Here is a 20234-nt window from a genome sequence, read left to right on the forward strand (position 1 = left end):
AGGGGAAAAGTCATGAGCCGCACCTGGACCATCCTGGCCGTCGTGTCCTTGCTCGCCGCGTGCGGAGAGCGCACGCAGGCGCCGAGCGTGGACCCGCGCACGATCCGACTCGCCGCCGCGGTCGTGACCACGGAGCAGCGCGCTCCGCTCAATGCGTTGACGGACCGCGACACCACGACGACCGTCGCGATCCCTGCGCCGTCGGTGCTGGTCGCGACGTTCGACCACGAGGTCGAGGTGCGCGAGATCCGCGTCGCCGGCGCGGCGGACGTCCAGCTCTCCGTAGCGAACATGGCGACGCTCGTGGGCACGAGCGGCTGGTCGGGTGGCGTGGTCGAGCCGCCGCTGCGCGGGCGAGAGTTTCGCATCACGGTCACGGCGACTGGCGCCTCCCCGCGGATCGGCGAGCTCGAGCTGTGGGGCGGGGGCCGGCCGCTCGCGCCGCGCGACGTGCAGGCGCTCGCAGAGGCGACGCGCTCCGGAGGCATGACCTTCGAGAACGTGGTCGTCGCGCGGGCCGATCCCGCGACCTCGGTGCTTCAGCCCGCTGGCACCCAGCAAGGGGACGCCTGTATGCGCTCCCTGTTGGCGCGCCCCGCCGCGCATGTCGCGCGCCGCGCGTACCTGGTCTACGAGGCGAACGTCCAGCGCGCCGTGGTGCTCTCCCGTAGCGTCGCTGGTGCGGCGCCGTCCGGCGGGTTCTGGATCACCGCCACCGACCACCGCCGGACGGTGGTCGACGAGCTGGACCCGGAGCAGCTTCAGAAGACGGCCGAGGTGCTGCTTTGCCTCCCGTCTGACGCGACGGGGCCCGTCACGGTGAATGATCTGCGGCTCGTCGAGGTGCTCGACGACGGAACCGATCCGTTCGATCGCGAGGCCCACGCTCGCTTCGCGGCCGAGCTCGACGGCGACGACGGCACCTCGGCGACCCTCATGGCGTCGAGCCACGAGCTGATCTTCGATCGCCCGACGGCACTCCATCACGCCGAGCTGCGGGTCACCTCGGCCGCTGGCCAGGCGGCCGTCGCCACTCGTGACAGTGGAACCTGGAGCGACGCCGGCGCGGTCCAGCTGGCCCCGCCCGCAGCATCCCTGCCGCTGGATGGGCGCACCGCCGATGCCGTCCGGCTCACTCTGGCGTCCTCGGCGCGCGCAGATCTGCCAGCGACGAGCGTGAGCGAGCTCGTCGCGGCGGGATCGGGTGTAGGACCGCGGGTCGCATCGCCGCGGCTCGTGATCACCTACCCGCCTCCTGCGTTCCGCGATACCACGCGCGTCGGTGAGCGCTTCGGCGATCGCGCCTTCGTGCAGGGGTGGGCCGAATCGCCGGCGGGCCCGGGGACCGTCGAGATCGGCGGGGCGAGCGTGGCGGTGGCTGGCGCGTTCTCGACGCCGCTCTCCCGGCCGGCGAGCGACACCGGGACGTGGCTCGTGACCGTGACCGCCCGCTTCCCGGACGGGAGCGAGCTGGTCCGCACCCTGGAGCTCTCGGACGATCGCGAGGCCGAGGTGGCCACGGGCGAGGTCGGCTCCGCGGTGGCGCTCTCGGACGACGCCCGGTTCGGCCGCGAGAACCAGACCGGCGCCGGCGAGGTGGACGGCCGCGGTGGCAAGGTGACCCTCGGGACGGAGGTCTCGCTCGAGGTCCCGGAGGGCGCGCTCTCGGCGAAGACTGCCCTCTCGATCACACGGAAGGGGCCGGAGGTGGTGCCGCCGCTCGATCCGGGCATGGTAAACGTCACCGCCCCCCCGCAGGCCGGCTACCGGTTCCTGCCGCGCGGCCAGCGGTTCGCGAAGCCGGTGAAGGTCGGCCTCCCGTACGATCCTGCCCTGCTGCCCGAAGGCGTGCCGCCCGACGACGTGCGCACCTACTACTATGACGAGGCGGCCGAGGAGTGGCGGGCGCTGCCGCGCGTCGAGCTCCAGCCTGCGCGGAACCGGGTCGTCAGCGAGACCACCCACTTCACCTTCATGATCAACGCGGTGCTGGTGCTGCCCGATCACCCCGGCCCGGCTTCGTTCAACCCGAACTCGCTCAAGGATCTGAAGGCCGCGGATCCCTCCGCGGGGCTCGACCTCATCGAGGCGCCCGAGGCGAACAACATGGGCACCGCCCAGCTCGCCCTGCCGGTCCGGTTGCCGCGCGCCCGCGGCGCGTACCAGCCCGAGCTGCGCTTCGCCTATGACTCGAGCGCCGGGAACGGTTGGCTCGGGGTGGGGTGGGATCTGACCGTGCCGTCCGTGCAGATCGACACGCGGTTCGGGGTGCCGTTCTATGATGGGGACGAGCGATACCTCGCTGACGGCGAGCAACTCGTCCCATCGGCGGGTGTGACGTCGGAAGCTTGTGAGGACGGGACCACCGCCACGCGGTTCCGGGCGCGGATCGAGAAGAGCTTCCGGCGCATCCGACGGTGCGGCTCGACGCCGGAGAGCTACTGGTGGGAGATCACCGACAAGTCCGGCACGGTCTTCGTGTACGGCCGGCACGCAGGCGCGCGGCTTCAGAGCTACCGGGACGACCGGATCGGCCAGTGGATGCTGGAGCAGGTGATCGACACCCACGGCAACCTGACCGAGTACGCCTACGAGCACGACCAGCGCGACGTGGGCGACGCCAGCCAGGGTGAGGACTTCCGCCAGGTCTATCTCCGCTCGATCCGCTACCCCGGGAAGGCCGTCCGCGATCCCGGCACGGCGTTTGGTCAGGTTTCAGAGCACGGCGCCTATGTGGTTGACCTGCACGGTGAGAGCACCCAGACCGGGTCCTCGGTGCGGCCGGACGTGAGCAGCTCCGCGCGCCTGGGCTTCAAGGTCGTCACGCGGCGGCGGCTCGGCAGCGTGCTGGTCCGGCTCGAGCCCGACTGCTCGTCCTCGGCGGATAGCTGCCCCCCGGCGGAGACCATCCGCGAGTATCGTCTCGGTTACGAGACCGGCTCGTTCGGCAAGTCCCGCGTGAAGAAGATCGCCGTGTACGGCGCCGGGCCGGACGGCGCACGACCGCTCTTCCACGAGCACGCGTTTCGCTGGACCGACGCGGACCTGTCGGCGCCGTTCGACGAGCCGCAGGCGTGGAAGTTCCCGCAGGGCGGCGACACGCTCCCCATGACGCGCTCCGAGGAGAGAGGGTGGGGATATCACTTCTACGCCGGCGTCGGCCCGGCGCCGGACAAGATCGGCGGCAGCGGCGGGTACCGCCGCGGGGGAACGCAGGCGGAGGGCGAGACTCGCTCCAGCCTGGTGGATGTGAACGGCGACGGCCTGCCGGACCGCCTGGTGACCCTCGGCTCGTGTCCGGACGGTCGCTGCGTGCGGGTCGAGTTCAATCAGGGGGCGGCCGGGACGCTCCGGCCCATCCTCCCGCCGGGTGATCCCGGCGCGGACGGCCCGATGTCGACGCTGCCACTCTCCCGCCTCGGCCACGAGCGGAGCGCCAGCACCAACAACGCCGGCCAGGCCGGCTACGGGACCGCCTGGGTGAACGCTGGCTTCAGCTCGTCCTGGAGCGAGTCAGACGTATTCCTCGCCGACGCCGACGGCGACGGTCGGGTGGACCTGGTCACCGGGAGCGGCGTGCTGCTCAACCAGCCGCGATCCGCCGGTGACGCAGAGTTCCAGTTCCTCCCGCAGGCGGGGCTGCAGGAGATCGCCACCGATCCGGCCGCCGGCGATCCCGACGCGGCGGGCGTGAACGACGCGATCACCCGGACGCCCTCGAGCCCGGTGCTGGAGTGGCTCGCGCCGTACGAAGGGACGGTGGACGTCTCGGGGGCGCTCGCCTTCGCCCACGACCTGCAGCGCCCGGTGGATCCTGCATGGGACGGGGTGCGGCTCACTCTGTTCCGCGTCAGCGTGGATCTGGCGCACTCGACTTATCTGACCGAGCAGCTCCTCACGGTGGAGAAGAAGCTCGGGGACAAGGCGGCCTCCCCTGTGTCGCTGCAGGCGGTCCACGTTTCGCCGGGCTCGCGCCTGGTGTTCCTGCTCTCGACGCTCTCCGACGTCCCGGTGGATACGACGGGGCCGACGCCGCTCGAGGCGGTGTCCTTCGCGCCGGTGATCACGTACCGGGGCCACGATCCGTCGCTGGTGGACCCGACCGGAGGGAAGGTGTGGGTCTTCGACGCGAGCCGCGACTTCCGCCTGGCCGGTCAGCCCATGACCGCCCTCACCGTCCCGGTGAAGGGAACGCTGCAAATTCACTCCACCCTCACGAAGAAGCTCTCGACGGACTGGCTGCACGTCTGCATCCAGAAATTCCCTGCGGGCGCGGAGACGGGAGATCGTCGCTGCGGCGAAACACCCGCTGGCGTCGAGCTCCTCTTCGACGAGACGTACGCACCCGACAAGACCTTCGCCGGTGAGGCGATCGAGGGGAGCTGGTCCGTGGCGAGCGGGGACCGCCTCGTGTTCCGCGTGGACTCCGATCTTCCGGTGGATCCTGCCGCGACCGACTGGAGCATTCGCGGTGAGATGACGAGCGTCTGCGACGGCGTGGGCGGGACTTGCCGCGCTCCCACGGCGGACGACGCCGCCTACACGCGGTTCAGCGTCGATCCGTACGTCCCGCTGCACCTGCCGGCGCGCGGCTGGCCGGTGGGTGGCGACAAGCTCTCGCCCTCGCCGGACCCGCATGCGCCCGAGCCCTGGGTCGCGCCGGCGGCCGGGGTCTACACCATCTCGACGCGGCAGGAGATCCTCGAGGGCGGGAGCACGCCGCGGCCCGTCTTCATCTCGGCGCGGACGGACACCGGGGTCGTCTTCAAGCAGCGGCTCGACGAGGCACCTGCGACGATTACCGTGACCCTCGCCGCCGGGGCCCGGCTCTGGTTCGAGGCACACTCCGAGGTGGAGTTCGGCGAGACCTGGCGGCCGACCATCTCCGGTGCGGTTCCGCCGCTCAGGCGCACCTGGGACGCGGTGGCGCGGGCGAGCGAGTCGGTCCCGCTGTTCTCGATCTTTGCGGGCGGGTACCACGGGTGGCGGTACGGAGTGTGGCGCTCGAACGATCCGTTCGACGCCGCGAGGCTGATCATCGACCCCGACGACTACGCTTCGGGCGACGCCGCCCAGAACGCCGAGACCGCGGACCGGCTCGCCGAGGGCGGCGAGGCGGCCGAGCGGCTCCAGCTCGCCGCTCCGCTCCTGCCGCGCCGCGGCGGAACGCGCTGGACCCCCGACTCGCCGGGCCTCTCGCCGGACGTGCCCGGGTACGTGACGCGCGACGGGAACACGTTCATCACCGCGTCCGGAATGCACGCCGCGCTAGAGGGCGGGCTGGTGCAGCCCGGCGACGGCTCGGTCGTGGCGGGGCAGGCATTCCGGATCGGCAAATCGGTTCGCAAGAGCGGCGGCTCGTCACGGTCCTTCTCTGCTGGAGTCAGCTATTCCATCGGTAGCCTCAACGTCTCCATCGGCACGGGGACCACGCATCAAAAGTCCGATGTGCTCGATCTCAATGGCGACCGCGTCATCGACGTGGTGAGCGGCGACGGCGGCAGCGTGGACGTTCGGATCACGGGCATCCACGATCTGGCCTCCCGCCCGCCCGAGCACCGCGCGGTCGCGCTCCGCACCAACAAGGACGTCACGCTCTCGGCGGGGCTCGGGGTCTCGAACCCGTGGACCAAGATCAGCCCGGAGGACGGCATCGTCCGGGCCGTCGCGGGGATGCTGCCCGGCATGGGCGTCGGCGGTGGCGTCAACTTGTCGTCCACCGAGGAGGAGCTCGTCGACATCAACGGCGACGGTCTGCCCGACGCCGTCCGCCGCGACGGGTCGTGTAACGGAAAGCCTGGATTCTCCGTTCGGCTGAATCTCGGCACCGCGTTCGGCGCGCCGGACTGCTACCCCGCGGAGGACTGGAGCCGGCCGAACCTGGACGACGTCTCCGATGCGATCCGCGGCGCGCCTGGCGTGTCGGCCTCGATGGTGAGTCCGAATCGCGTGCGGCGCACCACGGCCATCACGCTGCAGAGCAACCTCGGCTTCGCGTTCGCCGAGAACTGGGCGGGCGGAGCCAACTGGGAGAGCAGCATCTCCGCCACCGCCGTCTCGCTCGTGGACGTGAACGGAGACGGCCTGCCGGACTGGGTCCGCCGCTCGCCGAGCGACCCGAAGTTCTACGTCATGCTGAACACGGGGGCGGGCTTCCTGTCCGAGCGCGCGTGGGCGATGCCGGCTTGGCCCGCGGCGGCCACGAAGCCGTGGATCAGCGGCCACGGCCTCTTCGGCGGCGCTGGAGACGCCCTGCTCCGCAAGGTCGCGAGCTCGGAGTTCATCGACGCGGTGGAGGTGAACGGCACCTACAGCGCCCAGCCCAACGTGAACGCCGCCTTCAGCTACGGCATCATGATCGGGCCGCTCACACCCTGGCTCCACTTCTCCGTCGGCGGCGACGTCACGCTGCGGCGTGTCTCAGGGTACCAGCTCGGGATGATGGACATGGACGGCGACGGGCTGGTTGACCATGTCCTCAAGGCGGAGGAGCGCGATCAGGGGTCGAACCAGGACGTGTGGGTCCGGCGCAACCAGCTTGGCGGCGCCAATCTGCTCGTCCACGTGGACCGGCCGCTCGGCGGGGCGATCGATCTGCACTACGCGCGGACCGGCAACACCGTGGAGATGCCCGAGAGCCGCTGGGTGCTCGACTGGACCGTGGTTCGCGACGGCCGGAGCGGCGCCGCGGGGGGCGCCATCGCGGATGGCGGGCACGATCTGCGTATCGACGTGGTGTACGGGGTGGGGCGGTACGACCGCACCGAGCGGGAGTTCCTCGGGTTCGACTCGGTGACCACGACGAACCCGCGCTACGACCGGATGCAGCCCGATGCCGTGGGAGCGCCGCTGCGCAAGGTGGTGCGCACGTACCGGAACGAGGCCATCGCCTTCAAGGGGCTGCTCGCCTCCGAGAGGCTGCTCGATGGGGACGGCAAGCTCTTCGTAGAGACGGTCAACATCTACGCGGACCCGTACCTCGAAGCCGGCTACCGGCTTCAGGACGGTGAGCCCGGCTGCGACGCGCGGCGCCCCTTCATGTTCACCAACGACCAAGGCTGGTGCGGGGTGCTGTTCCCCGCCCTGACCCGGACCGAGAAGCGCTTCCACGAGGGGCAGCCGACCGCTGGCGTCACGACCGAGCAGCGGTTCCTGTACGACACCTATGGCAACGTGAAGGAATTCACGGATCTCGGGGACGCAAACCCTGCCAACATAGCCGACGACGTTACGGCGTCGGTGGTCTATTGGGCCGACGACACGGCCGCGAAGCGGTACTACTCGGTGGCGCGCCCGTTCCGGGTCGAGGTGAAGGACGCGCGCGGGGGGCTGCTCCAGAAGCGCGAGGGATACTTCGACGAGCGCGGCAGCCTGAAACGGATCCTCTCGCTGATGGAGCAGGGCCGCACCGTGGAGTCGAACCTCGAGTGGAACGACGACGGGCTCCTCCAGAAATATCTGGCGCCGGTCGTCGACTCGGTGCGCCAGACGTACACCTACGGCTACGACCCGGTCGTCCGGACCTATGTGGAGCGGATCGAGGACGCGCACCACTACGTCTCCACGGCGAGGCACGACTACCGCTTCGGCGAGGTCAGGGAGACCGTAGACCTGAACGGGAATGTCACCAGCCGGGAGCTGGATGCGTTCGGGCGGATCCGGCGCATCTTCGGCCCCTACGACACCACGGTGCCGACCGTCGACATCGAATACGCCCTCTCGCCGCGTTTCCCGTACGCGCGCACCCGGAACCGCGGGCCCGACGGGCGCTCGATCGACACCGTCATCCTCGTGGACGGGCTGAAGCGAGTCGTCCAGACCAAGAAGACGGCCGAGGTCGCCACCTCGAGCGATGGCGCCTCGACGTCGGTGGGCTGGTCCGTGACGGGGCGGCAGGCGTTCGACGGGCTGCTCCGAGTGGTGGAGCAGGGTCAGAACGTCTTCGAGTACGGTTCGTCGCCGCTCTTCAACGACGTGCCGATGGTGAACTCGACGACCTACGTCCTCGATGCGATGGACCGGAAGACGCGGACCGACGAGCCGGTGGAGCCCTCCACTGGCGCGACGCACGCCGTGACCGACGTCGTTTACGGGTTCGGCGGGCTGGACGGCGCGATCCGGTTCCGGGCCGAGGTGACCGACCCGGAGCGCAAGGTGAAGGTGATGTACCGCGATCCCGCGGAGCGGGTCGTCGCGGTGGAGGAGCGGAACAAGGGGGCACCCTACCTCACCCGGTACGCGTACGATCCGCTCGGCCAGCTCACGATCGTGACGGATGCGGCCGGCCATGCGACCCGCCTTGGCTACGACCTGCTCGGCAACCGAACGTCGATCGACAACCCCGACACCGGGCTCGTGTCCTTCACGTTCGACGACGCGAGCAAGCTCTGGCAGAAGCGCACGCCGAACCTGCGTGCGCGAAACGAGGCCATCACCTACCGCTACGACCTCGACCAGCTCGTCACGGTGGACTTCCCTGAAGCGCCTGACGTCACGTACGTGTACGGGCCCCCGGGAGCGCCGGGGAACGGCGCGGGACGCATCGTGAACGTGCTGGACGACGCCGGCAGCGAGCAGCGCGAGTACGGCAAGCTCGGCGAGACGATTCGCACCACGCGGGTGGTGAAGCCGCTCCGACCGGGCGACTTCGACAAGAGGTTCGAGACGCGCTTCCGCTTCGACTCGTTCGGCCGGATGCAGGAGATCCAGTATCCGGACCGCGAGACCGTGACGTACCAGTACGACGCCGGCGGCCTGGTGAAGAGCGCGACCGGCGTGCGGCCGGCGACGGCGCACTACCCGGCGGGCCAGGAGACCTATCTCCGGCTGCTCACGTACGACGTGTTCGGCCAGCGGCGTCGGGTCGAGCTGGGGAACGGCGCGGTCAGCACGTACACGTACTACCCCGAGAGCCGCCGGCTGGCCTCGCTGCGCACCGAGGTTCCCGGTCAGCAGCTCCAGGCGCTCTCGTATCGCTACGACCGGGTGGGCAACGTCCTCGGCATGACGAACGCGCTGCCGCCGCCCACGTCGCAGCGGTCCGGACCGGTGAACTTCGCGTTCGGCTACGACGACCTGTACCGGCTCACCAGCGCCACCGGGAGGGCCGAGACCCGGCCGGGGATCAGCGACACCTTCGAGGCCACTTACGACTACGACCCGATCCACAACATGACGTCGAACACCCAGGTCCACGCGATCCGGTCGGTGCTGGACACGGGGGTGGATGTCGCGTTCCCGCCGAAGACGAACCACGCGTTCGGGTACGAGTACGGCGGGAAGGGGCCGCACCAGGCCACGAAGATCGGCGACCAGCTCCTGGTCTACGACGGGAACGGCAACACGGTTCGGGAGTGCCGGGATCACGGGGATCCGACCTGCACCTCGACCTCGGATCACCTGCGCCGGTACTACTGGAGCGACGACGATCGGCTCGACGCGGTGATCGACGGCGGTGGGCTGCACGTCACGCGGTTCGTCTACGACGCGGCCGGGGAGCGGGTGGCGAAGCTCGGTCGTGGCGGAGAGAGCCTCACCATCGGCCAGTGGTTCTCGCTGAAGGGCCGGAAGGCCGGGACGAAGCACATCTTCGTCGGCGAGACCCGCCTCGCCTCGAAGCTCCTGCCTCCGCCCGGATGGAGCGAGCCGGAGAGCCCGACCACGTCCACCGCGGCGGTTGTGACCGCTGCCGTGGCGACGAACGTGAGCGGGTGCGACCCGTCGGACTACCAGCCGCAGAAGTGCCCGGTCTACCCGGGCCCGGACCCGGTGCTGCAGCACCGGATCGACACCACGAAGGTGCGGCCGGCGACGTACTACTACCACCCGGATCACCTCGGCTCGACGAGCTGGGTCACCGATCAGAACGGGCGCGTGCACGAGCACGTGGAGTACTTCCCGTTCGGCGAGGTGTGGCGCGATCGGCGGAGCGAGTCCGACGGCGCGCCGGTGAAGGGGCAGCAGTTCCTGTTCACCGGGAAGGAGCTCGACGAGGAGACGGGGCTCTACTACTTCGGGGCGAGGTACTACGAGCCGGTTCGGGCGAGGTGGCTAACGGCTGACCCGATCGTTGCTCTGCCATTTGGAAGTGTCGATCAGCGCAACGGGCAGGTTTATGGGTACCAAGTTGGAAGGCTTGGCCCGGCCAATACCTACGGCGATGACCCGAGCGATCCGGCGTCGCTGAGCCGTTACGCCTATGTCCGCAATGATCCTTACAAGTATATCGATCCAGATGGAAGGGCGATAGCGCTCCCTGGTTGGGTAGCCAAAGTAATTGCCTTGTCGCAAGCGATTGAGGCCGAGGCGGTAGTGGTGTTGCGGTCAGCTATGTTGGGTGGCGCTGTTGGACTGCTCGTCGTGCCTGCCCCGACTGCAAGCTGGGATGATGCGCCGTATTGGACATATTCGACGTCAGACAAGGGGCGGTTCGTCGGGCAGCCGGACGGGACGCTGGTCGACACTCACTCGACCCCTCCTGGGAGCTATAACCAGCCTGGCGGAGGGCGGACGGACATTTTACAAAAAGAAGATCATGGCGCAGGGCAAAGTCATACTCACGATCCGAAGATCCATGTGAATAGGGCAGGGAAGCGGTTCGTTAATGGGCGTGAGCAGCCTGGCCGCCCTGTGTCTGCTGAAGACGTAAAGAACATCGAATCGGGCAAGGCTCCTCGTTCGGAACCGAAGGGTCGGTAGAGCAATGAGCACGGTCAAGCTGTTGAGTGGTTCTGAGTCAGCCGAAATTACCCGAGATGCGCGGGTGGCGGCTATTCGGTGGGATGTTGTGTCATGGGGGCTTGTGCTTGATCTTGATGCGCCCTTGTCGGAAGGAGCGGATGTGCCGATGAGGAGGGCGTGGCTGGTGTTTGAGGATGTCTCCGATATTTCGTGGCCGATGAACCGCGCACGCTTGCCAAACGGTTGCTGGCTCGCAAGCGAGATAGGTATGGTTCCGGCTAATGGTGGAGTTGAATATAGGTTCAACGCGCTTCTCCCGCGTTTTCGAGATGACGACAGTATGGAGGAAGAGCCTGCTCAAACCGTAACTATCAAAGCGCGAGCGCTGCGCGGTGTCCGGTCCGAAGGGGCAGCGATGCCGGGAGAGTGTGGTGTTTCTTGGTCGGAACGAGTCCGGCTTGCGACCGATGAAGAGTTGATTGCCGCCCTCTCCTTGACTTGAGGTCGAGCGTCTTTTGGCTCTTCGTGACTGGTGGCCTGGATGAGATCGGGGCTGAACTCGAGACAGTCGTCGGAATCTGGGCGGGCGACGCAGGTGGAGGCGGCATGAGCAGGAACGTTCTGTTTGCGCTCGCAGTGATCGCTGCCTCCGGGATTGGCGTTCTTGTAGATCGCCTCGCCGCGCCGCCCCGCCCGCTCGATGCAAGTACGGGCGAGGTGGTCGCGCGCGCGCGGCGCGTCGAGGTCCACGGCTCGGATCTCGAGGCGGCGCTGGCTGGCCCTGCTGGGGCGAACGCGTCAGCAGTGGTGGAGGGCATCGCCCGCACCCGGTACCTCGCGCGCCTGGCCGAGGACGCCGGGCTGCAGCGTGATCCTGAGTTCACGCGCCAGTACGCGGAGTCCCTCGCAGCGCTGTACCTACAGCGGAAGTTCGAGGAGCCCGAGCGTAAGCGGGCCCCGGCGGACGACGAGGTCCGCGGTTATTTCGAGGCGCACCGGGCCGAGATCGTACGACCGGAGCGCGCCCGGCTGGCGCTGATCGCGCTCATCGCGGCGGCGCCGGACCAGCGCGCGAGCAAACGCAAGGCTGCCGACGCCGCCCTCGCCCAGCTCCGGGGGCGGACCGCCGACCCGTTCGCTTTCGGCGAGCTCGCCCGCGTCCGCAGCGACCTGCCGGAGGCCGCCGCCACCAACGGCGAGCTCCCGCCGCTGTCGCGCGAGGAGCTGACGGACCGCTTCGGCGCACCGCTCGCCGACGCGGCGTTCAGGCTCGGGAAGACGGGCGAGGTGCACCCGGGCGTGGTGGAGACGGAGCGGGGCTTCTTCCTGGTGAAGCTGCTCGGGCGGGAGCCGGCCCGGAACCCGAGCTTCGACGAGCTGAAGGACGTGATGCGGGCGCGCCTCACGCGCGAGCGGCGGGAGCAGCACCGGAAGGAGTTCCTCGACGCGATCTGGAAGGAGGCGGACATCCGGATCGACGAGGCTGCGCTGGCGCGGGCGGTGGGCGAGGCGAAGAAGCAGGAGCAGGCGCAGGCGAAGCAGCGGCGGTGAGCGCCCTTCGACTCGGCGCCGCGCATGGCGCGGCGCTACGCTCAGGGCGAACGGGGACGTAGGGACCCGGGACAACGCGTCTGTGCGAGTGCGTCGCTCGAGCTGAAGGAATGCGACGCACCTGCGCGCGACGGTCGGTCAACGCTGGGGGACATCAGTGAGAGAGCAAATGACGAATGGATCGATCGGCCTGCTCGCGAGCGCGCTGGCGCTGGTCCTCGTGGCCTGCGGCGGTGGCTCGGACGGCGGCAGCACCGCGAGCCCTGGGACGGACGGTGGGACCGGCTCGCTCTGCGATGGAACCGCCGCGGTCACGGGCTGCAAGATGGCGTGGACCGGCGCGGAGACAGGGAGCGGGGACTGCCAGGCGTTCGGCTCCGACACTTCGCTGCTCGTCGGGACGCCGACGGCGAGCCCGTTCGCGAACCTCATCGTGAGGGACTTCGGAAAGATCGCCACGGTGGGGACGTACGGCCTCGCCGACGTGGCGGACGCGCTGGGGGGCCTGTCCAGCGACGTGGGCGTCTACCCGTACCGGCTGGCGAAGAGCCCGGTGGAGACCGTCGGGGTGATGGACCTGCACCTCACCTCGCGCGATGTGCAGGGAGACTGGCACGGCTTCTTCAGGGCGACCGCCCCCGGCTCGCTGGGCAACGTCGGATCCGTGGAGCTCTGCGCGATCTTCTGAAGGTCGAGGACTTCCGAATCACTATTCGTGAGCCCGAAGGAGTGGATAGAAGGGCGCGATCTCGGTCGCTGGGCAGAAGCGCGGCGCGAACGGAAGCGGAATTCACGATGACATAGGCGATTCGCTGGTTCGAGACTGCGAGTCTGTGCTCGCAATCTGCGGGCTCCGGGCCACGGCGAGATGCCAAACTCAGGCGAGCTCTTCGGGCCCCTCCACGATGAATGCTCTTCCGAGATGAACCCGTTGATCGGCACGTGGAGAAACGACTAATTCGAGTTTCTTGAAATCAATGGTCACCTCTTCGCATGGATCGAACAGCAGGCGGTGCGAAAATACGGAATCATCATCGATATCCACTTCGTCGTAGAGCAGTTCGGTCTCGCGGCTCAGGGCCGCCCTCTGCAGTGATTCGATTCGAGATGAGCCAAGCATTGCTCCGCTGTAGGTCAATTGGGCCTGGATGTAATTCTGGTACGCGTCTGTACAAACGATCGTAAGCTGCAAGCGATTCAGGTGTGAGTTCCAGATGACCTGCTCGATGATGCCATCATGTACGCTGATTTCATGGACCAGGCGAACCATTGCTGGCGGCAACCGCGGAGTAATTTCAGCAACTCGGGCGTGATAAGCCTCCTTCGCCTGGTCGCTCACGTCATCGCTCAGCTCGCCTGACGCCCAGCCTCTGGTGAAGTAGCGCATGTGTAGAATCATAGAGGACGGATGCAGTTGCGTCACCCAGCGTCCGCCCTGCAGCTGACGCTCGGTAACCATCAAATGTGTTCCGCGCCGGCGGGGGTACGCCACCCGGATAATCGATCGCTCGAGCCTCGGCTTGTAGGCGTCCGGAGACAGGATGCTCGGAAAGCGAGATCGTACGCCCGGAGCGCGCGCGGCTGGCGCTGATCGGTTTATCGCGGCGGCACCGGACCAGCGCGCGAGCAAACGCAAGACTGCCGACGCCGCCCTCGCCCAGCTCCGTAGCGGATGAGCGACCCGTACGCCTTCGGCGAGCTCGCCCGCGTCCGCAGCGACCTGCCGGACGCAGCGGCCACGAACGAGGCCGCGCTGGCGCGGGCGGTGGCCGAGGCGAAAAGACAGGAGCAGGCGCAGGCGAAGCAGCGGCGACGAGCGGATGAGCGCCCTTCGACTCCGCGCCGCGCACCGCGCGGCGCTACGCTCAGGGCGAACGGGGACGACCGGCGCGCGGGCGGCTGCTTGCAGGGCGGTCGAGCCGGCGCTTGGCCCGGGGAAGGGAGCGTTGCATGGCACGCATTGCAGGAGTCTCCGGCCGCGAAGCGGGGCCGCTCGTGAAGCTGGCCTACGTCTTCACACGCCGGCAGCTCGCACGGCTCACCGGGCGCGAGCCAGAGCGCATGATCGAGCCGCTGGAGATGTACGCGCACGTGCCTGCGCTGCTGCGCGGTTACGGCAGGCTGGAGCAGGCCACGGCCAAGCTGCATCGCCTCGATGAGCGCCTCAAGGTGCTGGCCGAGCTGAAGGCGGCCACGCTCACGCAATGTGAGTACTGCATCGACATGGGCTCGCAGATCGCGCGGCGCTCGGGCCTCAGCGACGAGCAACTGCTGGTGCTGTCCTCCCATCGGGAGAGCGCGCTCTTCACCGAGGTCGAGAAGCTCGTGCTCGACTACGCGGTCGGCATGAGCCGCACGCCCGTGGAGGTGCCGGACGCGCTCTTCGCCGAGCTGCGGAAGCACCTCGACGACGCCCAGCTCGTCGAGCTCACGCACGTGATCGCGTTGGAGAACATGCGCGGTCGCTTCGCCCTGGCGCTCGGCATCGGCGCGGCGGGCTTCAGCCAAGGCATGGTGTGCGCGTTACCAGCAACCACCCCTCGATCGGCACCAGCGAGCGCCGACCAGGAAGACTAGTACCGTGCGTCAGAAGTTGCGAGCCGGAGCCGCACGCACGGTACGCGGGTGGGGGTTCGGGGGAGGCGGCGCTCCGCCTCCCCCGGTAGGGCTCCGCGGGGAGGGCCCAGGCCTTGCGGCTCTTCTGCAAGGGCTGGAGCCTTCCCCGCGATGTACTGCGGAGCACATGGAGTCAACTGGCTCATGAGTTGTGCGGAGCAGTACTAGCCCACCACGAACACCGTGCAGGAGCGCGCGCCGTGCGCGCCGATCACGAGCGCCTGCTCGATGTCGGCGGTCTTCGAGGGGCCGGACACGAACAGCCGGAGGCCGGGGCCGGCGAGGTCGATGCGCTCGTAGGCGGCGTGGAGGTCGCTCACGATCTCCGAGGCGCGGACCACGAGCGCGAGGTGCTGCGCCACCACGAAGACGCCCCGGTGCGCGAGCGGTCGGGTGTCCACCCAGACGGCCCCATTCTCGGCGACGCCGAAGAGGCCCGGGAGGATCGCGAGGTCGATCCCCTCGAGCGCGTGCGGATCCGGGAGCGCCTGGAGGTCCACGTCGCCGACGCCCGGGAGGTCCACGGCGCTCGCGACGCGACGGGCCCCGAGCCGCTCGGCGAGCGCGCGGACGAGCCCGGGCAACGCCGCGGCATCGGGCACGCGGACCGGCTCGCCGCCGACGGCGCGCACCGAGAGCTCGAAGGCGGCGACGGGATCGGCCGGGAGCGGCCCGGGCTCCGGGAGCTCGGGGAGGGGAACCGCGGGCGGCTCGGCCGCCCGGAGCGCGGAGAGGATGTCCTCTCGGCTAGTACTGCTCCGCATGACTTATGAACCAGTCGACTCCATGTGCTCCGCAGTACTTCGCGAGGAAGGCTCCAGGCCTTGCAGAAGATGCGCAAGGCCTGGGCCCTCCCCGCGGAGCCCTACCGGGGGAGGCGGAGCGCCGCCTCCCCCGAACCCCCACCCGCGTACCGCGCGTGCGGCGCCGGCTCGCAACTGCTGACGCGCGGTACTAGCCACGGCGGACCTCCCGCGCGCGCTCCTTCCGCCACCGCTCGCGGAAGCTCTCCGCCGGGAGCGGGGGCAGCTCGCGCTGGCGCCCCCACGCGTTCCACCGTCCGTAGAGGAGCCCGCGCGGCGCGCGCCGGCCGACGCCACGGGCGAGCTTTCCGGCGAGGACGTAGAGCGTCCGCGAGCCGAGGACGAGCCCCGCGACCTTCATGGTGAGCCGCTTCGCGAGGCCGCCGGCGCCCGCGCGCGCCGCGGAGCGCCGGCGGGCGAGGATCAGGTCGTGGAGCGGGATCCGCACCGGGCACACCGCGTCGCACGAGCCGCAGAGGGTCGAGGCCATGGGCAGGGAGGCGTGGCGCACGGGGTCGCGCGCGGTGGCGAGGACGATCCCGATGGGGCCCGGCACGATCCAGTCGTAGCTGTACCCGCCGCTCCGCCGGAACACCGGGCAGGTGTTCATGCAGGCGCCGCAGCGGATGCACGCGAGCGAGCCCCGGAGCGTCTCGTCGGCGAGGAGCCGGCTCCGGCCGTTGTCCACGATGACGACGTGCAGCTCGCCGCCGCGGATCGGCCCCTGGAAGTGGCTCGTGTACGTGGTCACCGGCTGGCCGGTGGCCGACCGGGCCAGGAGCCGGAGGAAGACCCCGAGGTCCCGCGCGCGCGGGATCACCTTCTCCACGCCCATGCAGGCGACGTGGATGGGCGGGAGCGAGGTGCCCATGTCGGCGTTGCCCTCGTTCGTGCACACGACGACCGCGCCGGTCTCCGCGACCGCGAAGTTCACGCCGGTGAGCCCCGCCTGCGCGGCCAGGAACTTCTGGCGGAGGTGGCCCCGCGCCGCCTCGGTGAGCTGCTTCGGATCCGCGAGGCCGGCGGGCGTGCCCAGCTTGTCGTGGAACAGCTCGCCGATCTCCTCCTTCTTCTTGTGGATGGCGGGGAGGACGATGTGCGAGGGCGGCTCGCCGGCGAGCTGGACGATCCGCTCGCCGAGGTCCGTGTCCACCACCTCGATCCCACGCGCCTCGAGGTACGGGTTCAGGTGGCACTCCTCGGTGAGCATGGACTTCGACTTCACGAGGCGGGTCACCCCGCGCCCGGAGAGGATCCGGTGGACGATCGCGTTGTGCTCCTCGGCGTCGCGCGCCCAGTGGACCACCGCGCCGTGGGCGGTCGCGTTGCGCTCGAACTGCTCGAGGTAGTCGGCGAGGTGGCTCCGGGTGTGGGCCTTGATCCGGGCCGCCCGCTCCCGGAGCTCCTCCCAGCCCGGGACCGCCTGGGCCATCCGATCGCGCTTGAGCCGCACGAACCAGAGCGCCTGGTCGTGCCAGTGCGCCCGCGGCTCGTCCGCGGCGAAGCGCGCCGCGCGCTCCGCGTGTCCAGCGGTCATCTCGTCACCTCGACGCGGGCCGGCGGCGCCGCCAGCCAGGCGCACGGACACCGCGCGACCGTCATGCCGTCGCCTCCGCGAGGATCTCGGCGACGTGCCGGAACGTCACCGGCTCGCGCCGCCGCCGCGCGAGCCCCTCCAGGTGCATCAGGCAGGAGACGTCCGTGCCCGTGATGATCTCGGCCCCGGCCTGCACGTGGTCGGCGATCCGGTCGCGCCCCATGAGGCAGCTCACCGCCTCCTCCGCGACCGCGAACGTCCCGCCGAACCCGCAGCACTCGTCGGGCCGCGTCAGCGAGACCAGCTCGAGCCCCTCGAGGCCGGCGAGGAGCCCCGCGACCTTGCTCGAGGGCGGGAGGACCCGCTCGCTCGGCGTGCCGAGCCCCAGCTCGCGCAGCCCGTGGCAGCTCTGGTGCAGCCCGACCTTGTGCGGGTAGCGCCCCTCGAGCCGGGTGACGCCGAGCACGTCCACCAGGAACTCGCACAGCTCGTAGGTGCTCCGCTTCACGCGCTCGAGCCCCGGGCCCGCCGGCACGAGCCCGTCGTAGTGGTTGCGGACCATCGAGGTGCAGCTCCCGGACGGGCAGACCACGTGCTCGTACGGCGCGAACACCTCCACGAACCGGCGCGCGAGCGGGGCGGCGTCGGCGTCGAAGCCCGCGTTGGCCATCGGCTGGCCGCAGCAGGTCTGCTCCTCGGGGAAGACCACCTCGCACCCGAGCCGCTCGAGGAGCCGCGCGGTGGCGAGCCCGACGGCGGGGTAGAGCTGATCGACGTAGCAGGGGATGAACAGGGCGACCCGGGGCATGGCGCGCTCGCGGCCGCGGGAGGGGCGAGGAGCCCTCCCGCGGCGCTCATTTCACTCATTTCAGGGGCGGGATGGGGATCGCGTGCGGGAAGACGTACGCCTGGAGCAGCGCGATGAGGCCGATGACCGCAGCGCCGGCCAGGGAGTGCCACCACACGGTCCGGAAGATCGGTCCGAGCGCGTGCGCCCGCTCCTTGGGGTTCTCGTAGCAGGCGGCGCAGGCGACCATGATCGACTGCGCGTCGATCATCTTGCCCATGACGCCGCCGGTGGAGTTGGTCGCGACGATGAGGATCTCGTTCAGCTTGAGCTGCTGGGCGGTGATCCGCTGCAGGCTCCCGAACAGCGCGTTGGACGCGGTGTCCGACCCGGTGAGGAACACCCCGAGCCACCCGAGGTACGCTGCGAAGAACGGGTACGCCGCGCCGGCGGTGGTGAACGCGAGCCCGAGCACCGCGTCCGTCCCGGCGTACCGGGTGAGGTAGCCGAGGCCGAGCACCTGGCCGATGACGAGGACGGGCGTCTTCATGCGGCGCAGCGTCCGGGTGATGGACTCGCGCCACTGCGCGGCGTTCATCCGGAGCGCGAGGCCCGACACGAGCGCGGCCACGAAGACGCCGGTCCCGGCGGCGGAGAGCCAGTTGATGGTGAACTTCGCCGCCTCCGGCTTCGCGCCTGGCAGCGCGATGGGCGGCATGCGCTGGACGAGGTTGTGCAGCGCCGGCATGTCCCACACCGGCAGCGAGAGCGTCCCCGCGAACGGCGAGCCGAGCAGGGTGGTGTGGAACTTCACGCCGGAGAAGAGGTTGTTGAGATACGTCTTCCAGGTGGGCATGCCCCAGATCGCGCAGCAGGCGATGAGGATGGCCCAGGGGAGCCAGGCATACGCGGTCTGGCCCACCGTGTACGGGTACTCCCACGTCGTGCTCGGTCCGCGGCCGGCGGCGCCCACGCTGCGGGCTTCGGCCGCCGCCGCGGCCGTGCGCTCGGACCGCAGCAGGAACCGGGTCTTCGGGTGCCACACGAAGCGCAGGAACAGCGCGGTGCAGACGACCGAGAACACGCCGGACACCACGTCGGTCATGAGATGGAACGACTGCGTCCCCGAGGCGAAGTACTGCATGATGGCGAACGAGCCGCCCGAGACGAGCGCGGCGGGCCACACCTCGAACCCCTGCTTCCAGGTGCCGCCCTCCATCTTCACGAACGTCACGACCAGCCAGAACGGCACGAGGACGGACACGAACGGGAGCTGGTGGCCGGCCATGGCCGAGAGCGTCACCTGGTCGAGCCCGCTCACCGCCGCGAGCGTCACGATGGGCGTCCCGATCGCGCCCCACGCCACCGGGGCGGTGTTCGCGAGCAGGTTCAGCACGGCCGACTGGAACGGGGAGAAGCCGAGCCCCACCATGACCGCGCCGGCGATGGCCACCGGCGTGCCGAACCCGGAGGTCCCCTCGATGATCGCGCCGAAGGAGAAGGCGATGAGGAGCACCTGGAGCCGGCGGTCGAAGGAGATGTGGATGATCGACTCCTTCACGATCTCGAACTTCTTCGTCACCACCGTCATCGTGTAGAGGAACATCGCCGCCAGCACGATCCAGATGATCCCGAGGAAGCCGGAGAGCGACCCGAGGGCGAACGCGGAGATCGCCGACGGGAGCGGCATCCCGAACGGGAGGCACGAGACGAAGAACGCGGCCAGCACGCCGTAGAAGGCGGCGTACGGCGCGGAGATGCCGAGGTGCCTGCGCCCCTCCGCGTCGCGGTGCGGGTGGAGGGCGATGAAGTAGAGGAGGACGAGGATCGGGATCGCGGCGAGGAGCGTCGAGAGGAGCCTGTTCCCCATCGGATTGTAGTTCTGGTGGTACATGCGGTGATCTCCCGCGCACTGCTTCAGCGTGTGCTCTGGTCGGCGACGTCTCCGTGGGCGGCGGCCTTCGTCGCCGTTCGAGGGGGGAGGGGCAGCTCGCGGCGCGCGGCAGCCTCGAGGCGCCGGGCGCCGTCGGCGCGCCGCACCTGCGCGTCGAGCTGCAGCACGAGCCGGGAGGAGCGCGCGCGGGCGCCGGGCGCCAGGGAGGGGAGCGGATCTCGGACGAGCCGCGGCTCGCGGACGACGGCGGCGAGCTCGTCGCGGAGCTCGCGATGGGGCGCCGGAGGCGCGCGGAGGTCGTCGTGGACGCGCATGTCGCACGGACGTCCCCTGACGCCTAGTGGACCGCGCGCTCGCGCGCCCCGA

The 20234-nt window shown here is 69.7% G+C and carries 11 protein-coding genes; 5 read left to right on the forward strand and 6 right to left on the reverse strand.

Annotation, left to right across the window (positions count from 1 at the left end; translation table 11 throughout):
* The first annotated feature begins 12 nt into the window (after positions 1 to 12).
* The 4 genes from MNZ27_RS23595 to MNZ27_RS11780 all read left to right on the forward strand — a co-directional run bounded on the left by MNZ27_RS23595 (position 13) and on the right by MNZ27_RS11780 (position 12919).
* Complete coding sequence (locus MNZ27_RS23595) at positions 13 to 10698, forward strand: SpvB/TcaC N-terminal domain-containing protein (RefSeq protein ID WP_277957866.1); 10686 nt, start codon at positions 13 to 15, stop codon at positions 10696 to 10698.
* Between the two features lie 4 nt (positions 10699 to 10702).
* On the forward strand, positions 10703 to 11182 hold the full coding sequence (locus MNZ27_RS11765) for a hypothetical protein (protein WP_242394268.1): 480 nt from the start codon (positions 10703 to 10705) through the stop codon (positions 11180 to 11182).
* 104 nt (positions 11183 to 11286) lie between these two features.
* Positions 11287 to 12231: a peptidylprolyl isomerase gene (locus tag MNZ27_RS11770; protein ID WP_277957867.1), complete on the forward strand. Its 945-nt coding sequence runs from the start codon at positions 11287 to 11289 to the stop codon at positions 12229 to 12231.
* Between the two features lie 169 nt (positions 12232 to 12400).
* Entirely contained in the window at positions 12401 to 12919 is a 519-nt protein-coding gene (locus MNZ27_RS11780) for a hypothetical protein (protein ID WP_242394269.1), read from the forward strand.
* Positions 12920 to 13108: 189 nt separating this feature from the next.
* On the opposite strand, the gene MNZ27_RS11785 is transcribed toward MNZ27_RS11780, so the two are convergent.
* On the reverse strand, positions 13109 to 13618 hold the full coding sequence (locus MNZ27_RS11785; RefSeq protein WP_242394270.1) for a DUF4085 family protein: 510 nt from the start codon (positions 13616 to 13618) through the stop codon (positions 13109 to 13111).
* A gap of 563 nt (positions 13619 to 14181) precedes the next feature.
* Here MNZ27_RS11785 and MNZ27_RS11790 point away from each other — a divergent pair.
* The gene (locus MNZ27_RS11790; RefSeq protein ID WP_242394271.1) at positions 14182 to 14808 is read left to right on the forward strand and encodes a carboxymuconolactone decarboxylase family protein; all 627 of its coding nucleotides are present in this window, start codon (positions 14182 to 14184) and stop codon (positions 14806 to 14808) included.
* Between the two features lie 203 nt (positions 14809 to 15011).
* On the opposite strand, the gene MNZ27_RS11795 is transcribed toward MNZ27_RS11790, so the two are convergent.
* The 5 genes from MNZ27_RS11795 to MNZ27_RS11815 all read right to left on the reverse strand — a co-directional run bounded on the left by MNZ27_RS11795 (position 15012) and on the right by MNZ27_RS11815 (position 20182).
* On the reverse strand, positions 15012 to 15611 hold the full coding sequence (locus tag MNZ27_RS11795; protein WP_242394272.1) for a LutC/YkgG family protein: 600 nt from the start codon (positions 15609 to 15611) through the stop codon (positions 15012 to 15014).
* A gap of 190 nt (positions 15612 to 15801) precedes the next feature.
* Positions 15802 to 17187, reverse strand: a complete 1386-nt coding sequence (locus tag MNZ27_RS11800; protein ID WP_242394273.1) for a lactate utilization protein B — start codon at positions 17185 to 17187, stop codon at positions 15802 to 15804.
* Between the two features lie 61 nt (positions 17188 to 17248).
* Positions 17249 to 17995 (reverse strand): (Fe-S)-binding protein, encoded by a 747-nt coding sequence (locus MNZ27_RS11805; RefSeq protein ID WP_242394274.1) that lies wholly within the window; start codon positions 17993 to 17995, stop codon positions 17249 to 17251.
* Positions 17996 to 18050: 55 nt separating this feature from the next.
* Entirely contained in the window at positions 18051 to 19868 is a 1818-nt protein-coding gene (locus MNZ27_RS11810; RefSeq protein WP_242394275.1) for an L-lactate permease, read from the reverse strand.
* Positions 19869 to 19891: 23 nt separating this feature from the next.
* Positions 19892 to 20182 carry a hypothetical protein gene (locus tag MNZ27_RS11815; protein WP_242394276.1) on the reverse strand — a complete coding sequence of 97 codons (291 nt, stop codon included), beginning with the start codon at positions 20180 to 20182 and terminating at the stop codon, positions 19892 to 19894.
* Positions 20183 to 20234 lie beyond the last annotated feature (52 nt).

The sequence above is a fragment of the Anaeromyxobacter oryzisoli genome, assembly GCF_022690765.1.
GTDB classification, from domain to species: Bacteria; Myxococcota; Myxococcia; order Myxococcales; family Anaeromyxobacteraceae; genus Anaeromyxobacter; species Anaeromyxobacter oryzisoli.

Excerpts from the sequence above, each read along its gene's own strand:
- MNZ27_RS23595 (WP_277957866.1), top strand. The coding sequence starts at position 13 with ATGAGCCGCACCTGGACCATCCTGGCCGTCGTGTCCTTGCTCGCCGCG.
- MNZ27_RS11765 (WP_242394268.1), top strand. The coding sequence starts at position 10,703 with ATGAGCACGGTCAAGCTGTTGAGTGGTTCTGAGTCAGCCGAAATTACC.
- MNZ27_RS11770 (WP_277957867.1), top strand. The coding sequence starts at position 11,287 with ATGAGCAGGAACGTTCTGTTTGCGCTCGCAGTGATCGCTGCCTCCGGG.
- MNZ27_RS11780 (WP_242394269.1), top strand. The coding sequence starts at position 12,401 with ATGACGAATGGATCGATCGGCCTGCTCGCGAGCGCGCTGGCGCTGGTC.
- MNZ27_RS11785 (WP_242394270.1), bottom strand. The coding sequence starts at position 13,618 with ATGCGCTACTTCACCAGAGGCTGGGCGTCAGGCGAGCTGAGCGATGAC.
- MNZ27_RS11790 (WP_242394271.1), top strand. The coding sequence starts at position 14,182 with ATGGCACGCATTGCAGGAGTCTCCGGCCGCGAAGCGGGGCCGCTCGTG.
- MNZ27_RS11795 (WP_242394272.1), bottom strand. The coding sequence starts at position 15,611 with ATGCGGAGCAGTACTAGCCGAGAGGACATCCTCTCCGCGCTCCGGGCG.
- MNZ27_RS11800 (WP_242394273.1), bottom strand. The coding sequence starts at position 17,187 with ATGACCGCTGGACACGCGGAGCGCGCGGCGCGCTTCGCCGCGGACGAG.
- MNZ27_RS11805 (WP_242394274.1), bottom strand. The coding sequence starts at position 17,995 with ATGCCCCGGGTCGCCCTGTTCATCCCCTGCTACGTCGATCAGCTCTAC.
- MNZ27_RS11810 (WP_242394275.1), bottom strand. The coding sequence starts at position 19,868 with ATGTACCACCAGAACTACAATCCGATGGGGAACAGGCTCCTCTCGACG.
- MNZ27_RS11815 (WP_242394276.1), bottom strand. The coding sequence starts at position 20,182 with ATGCGCGTCCACGACGACCTCCGCGCGCCTCCGGCGCCCCATCGCGAG.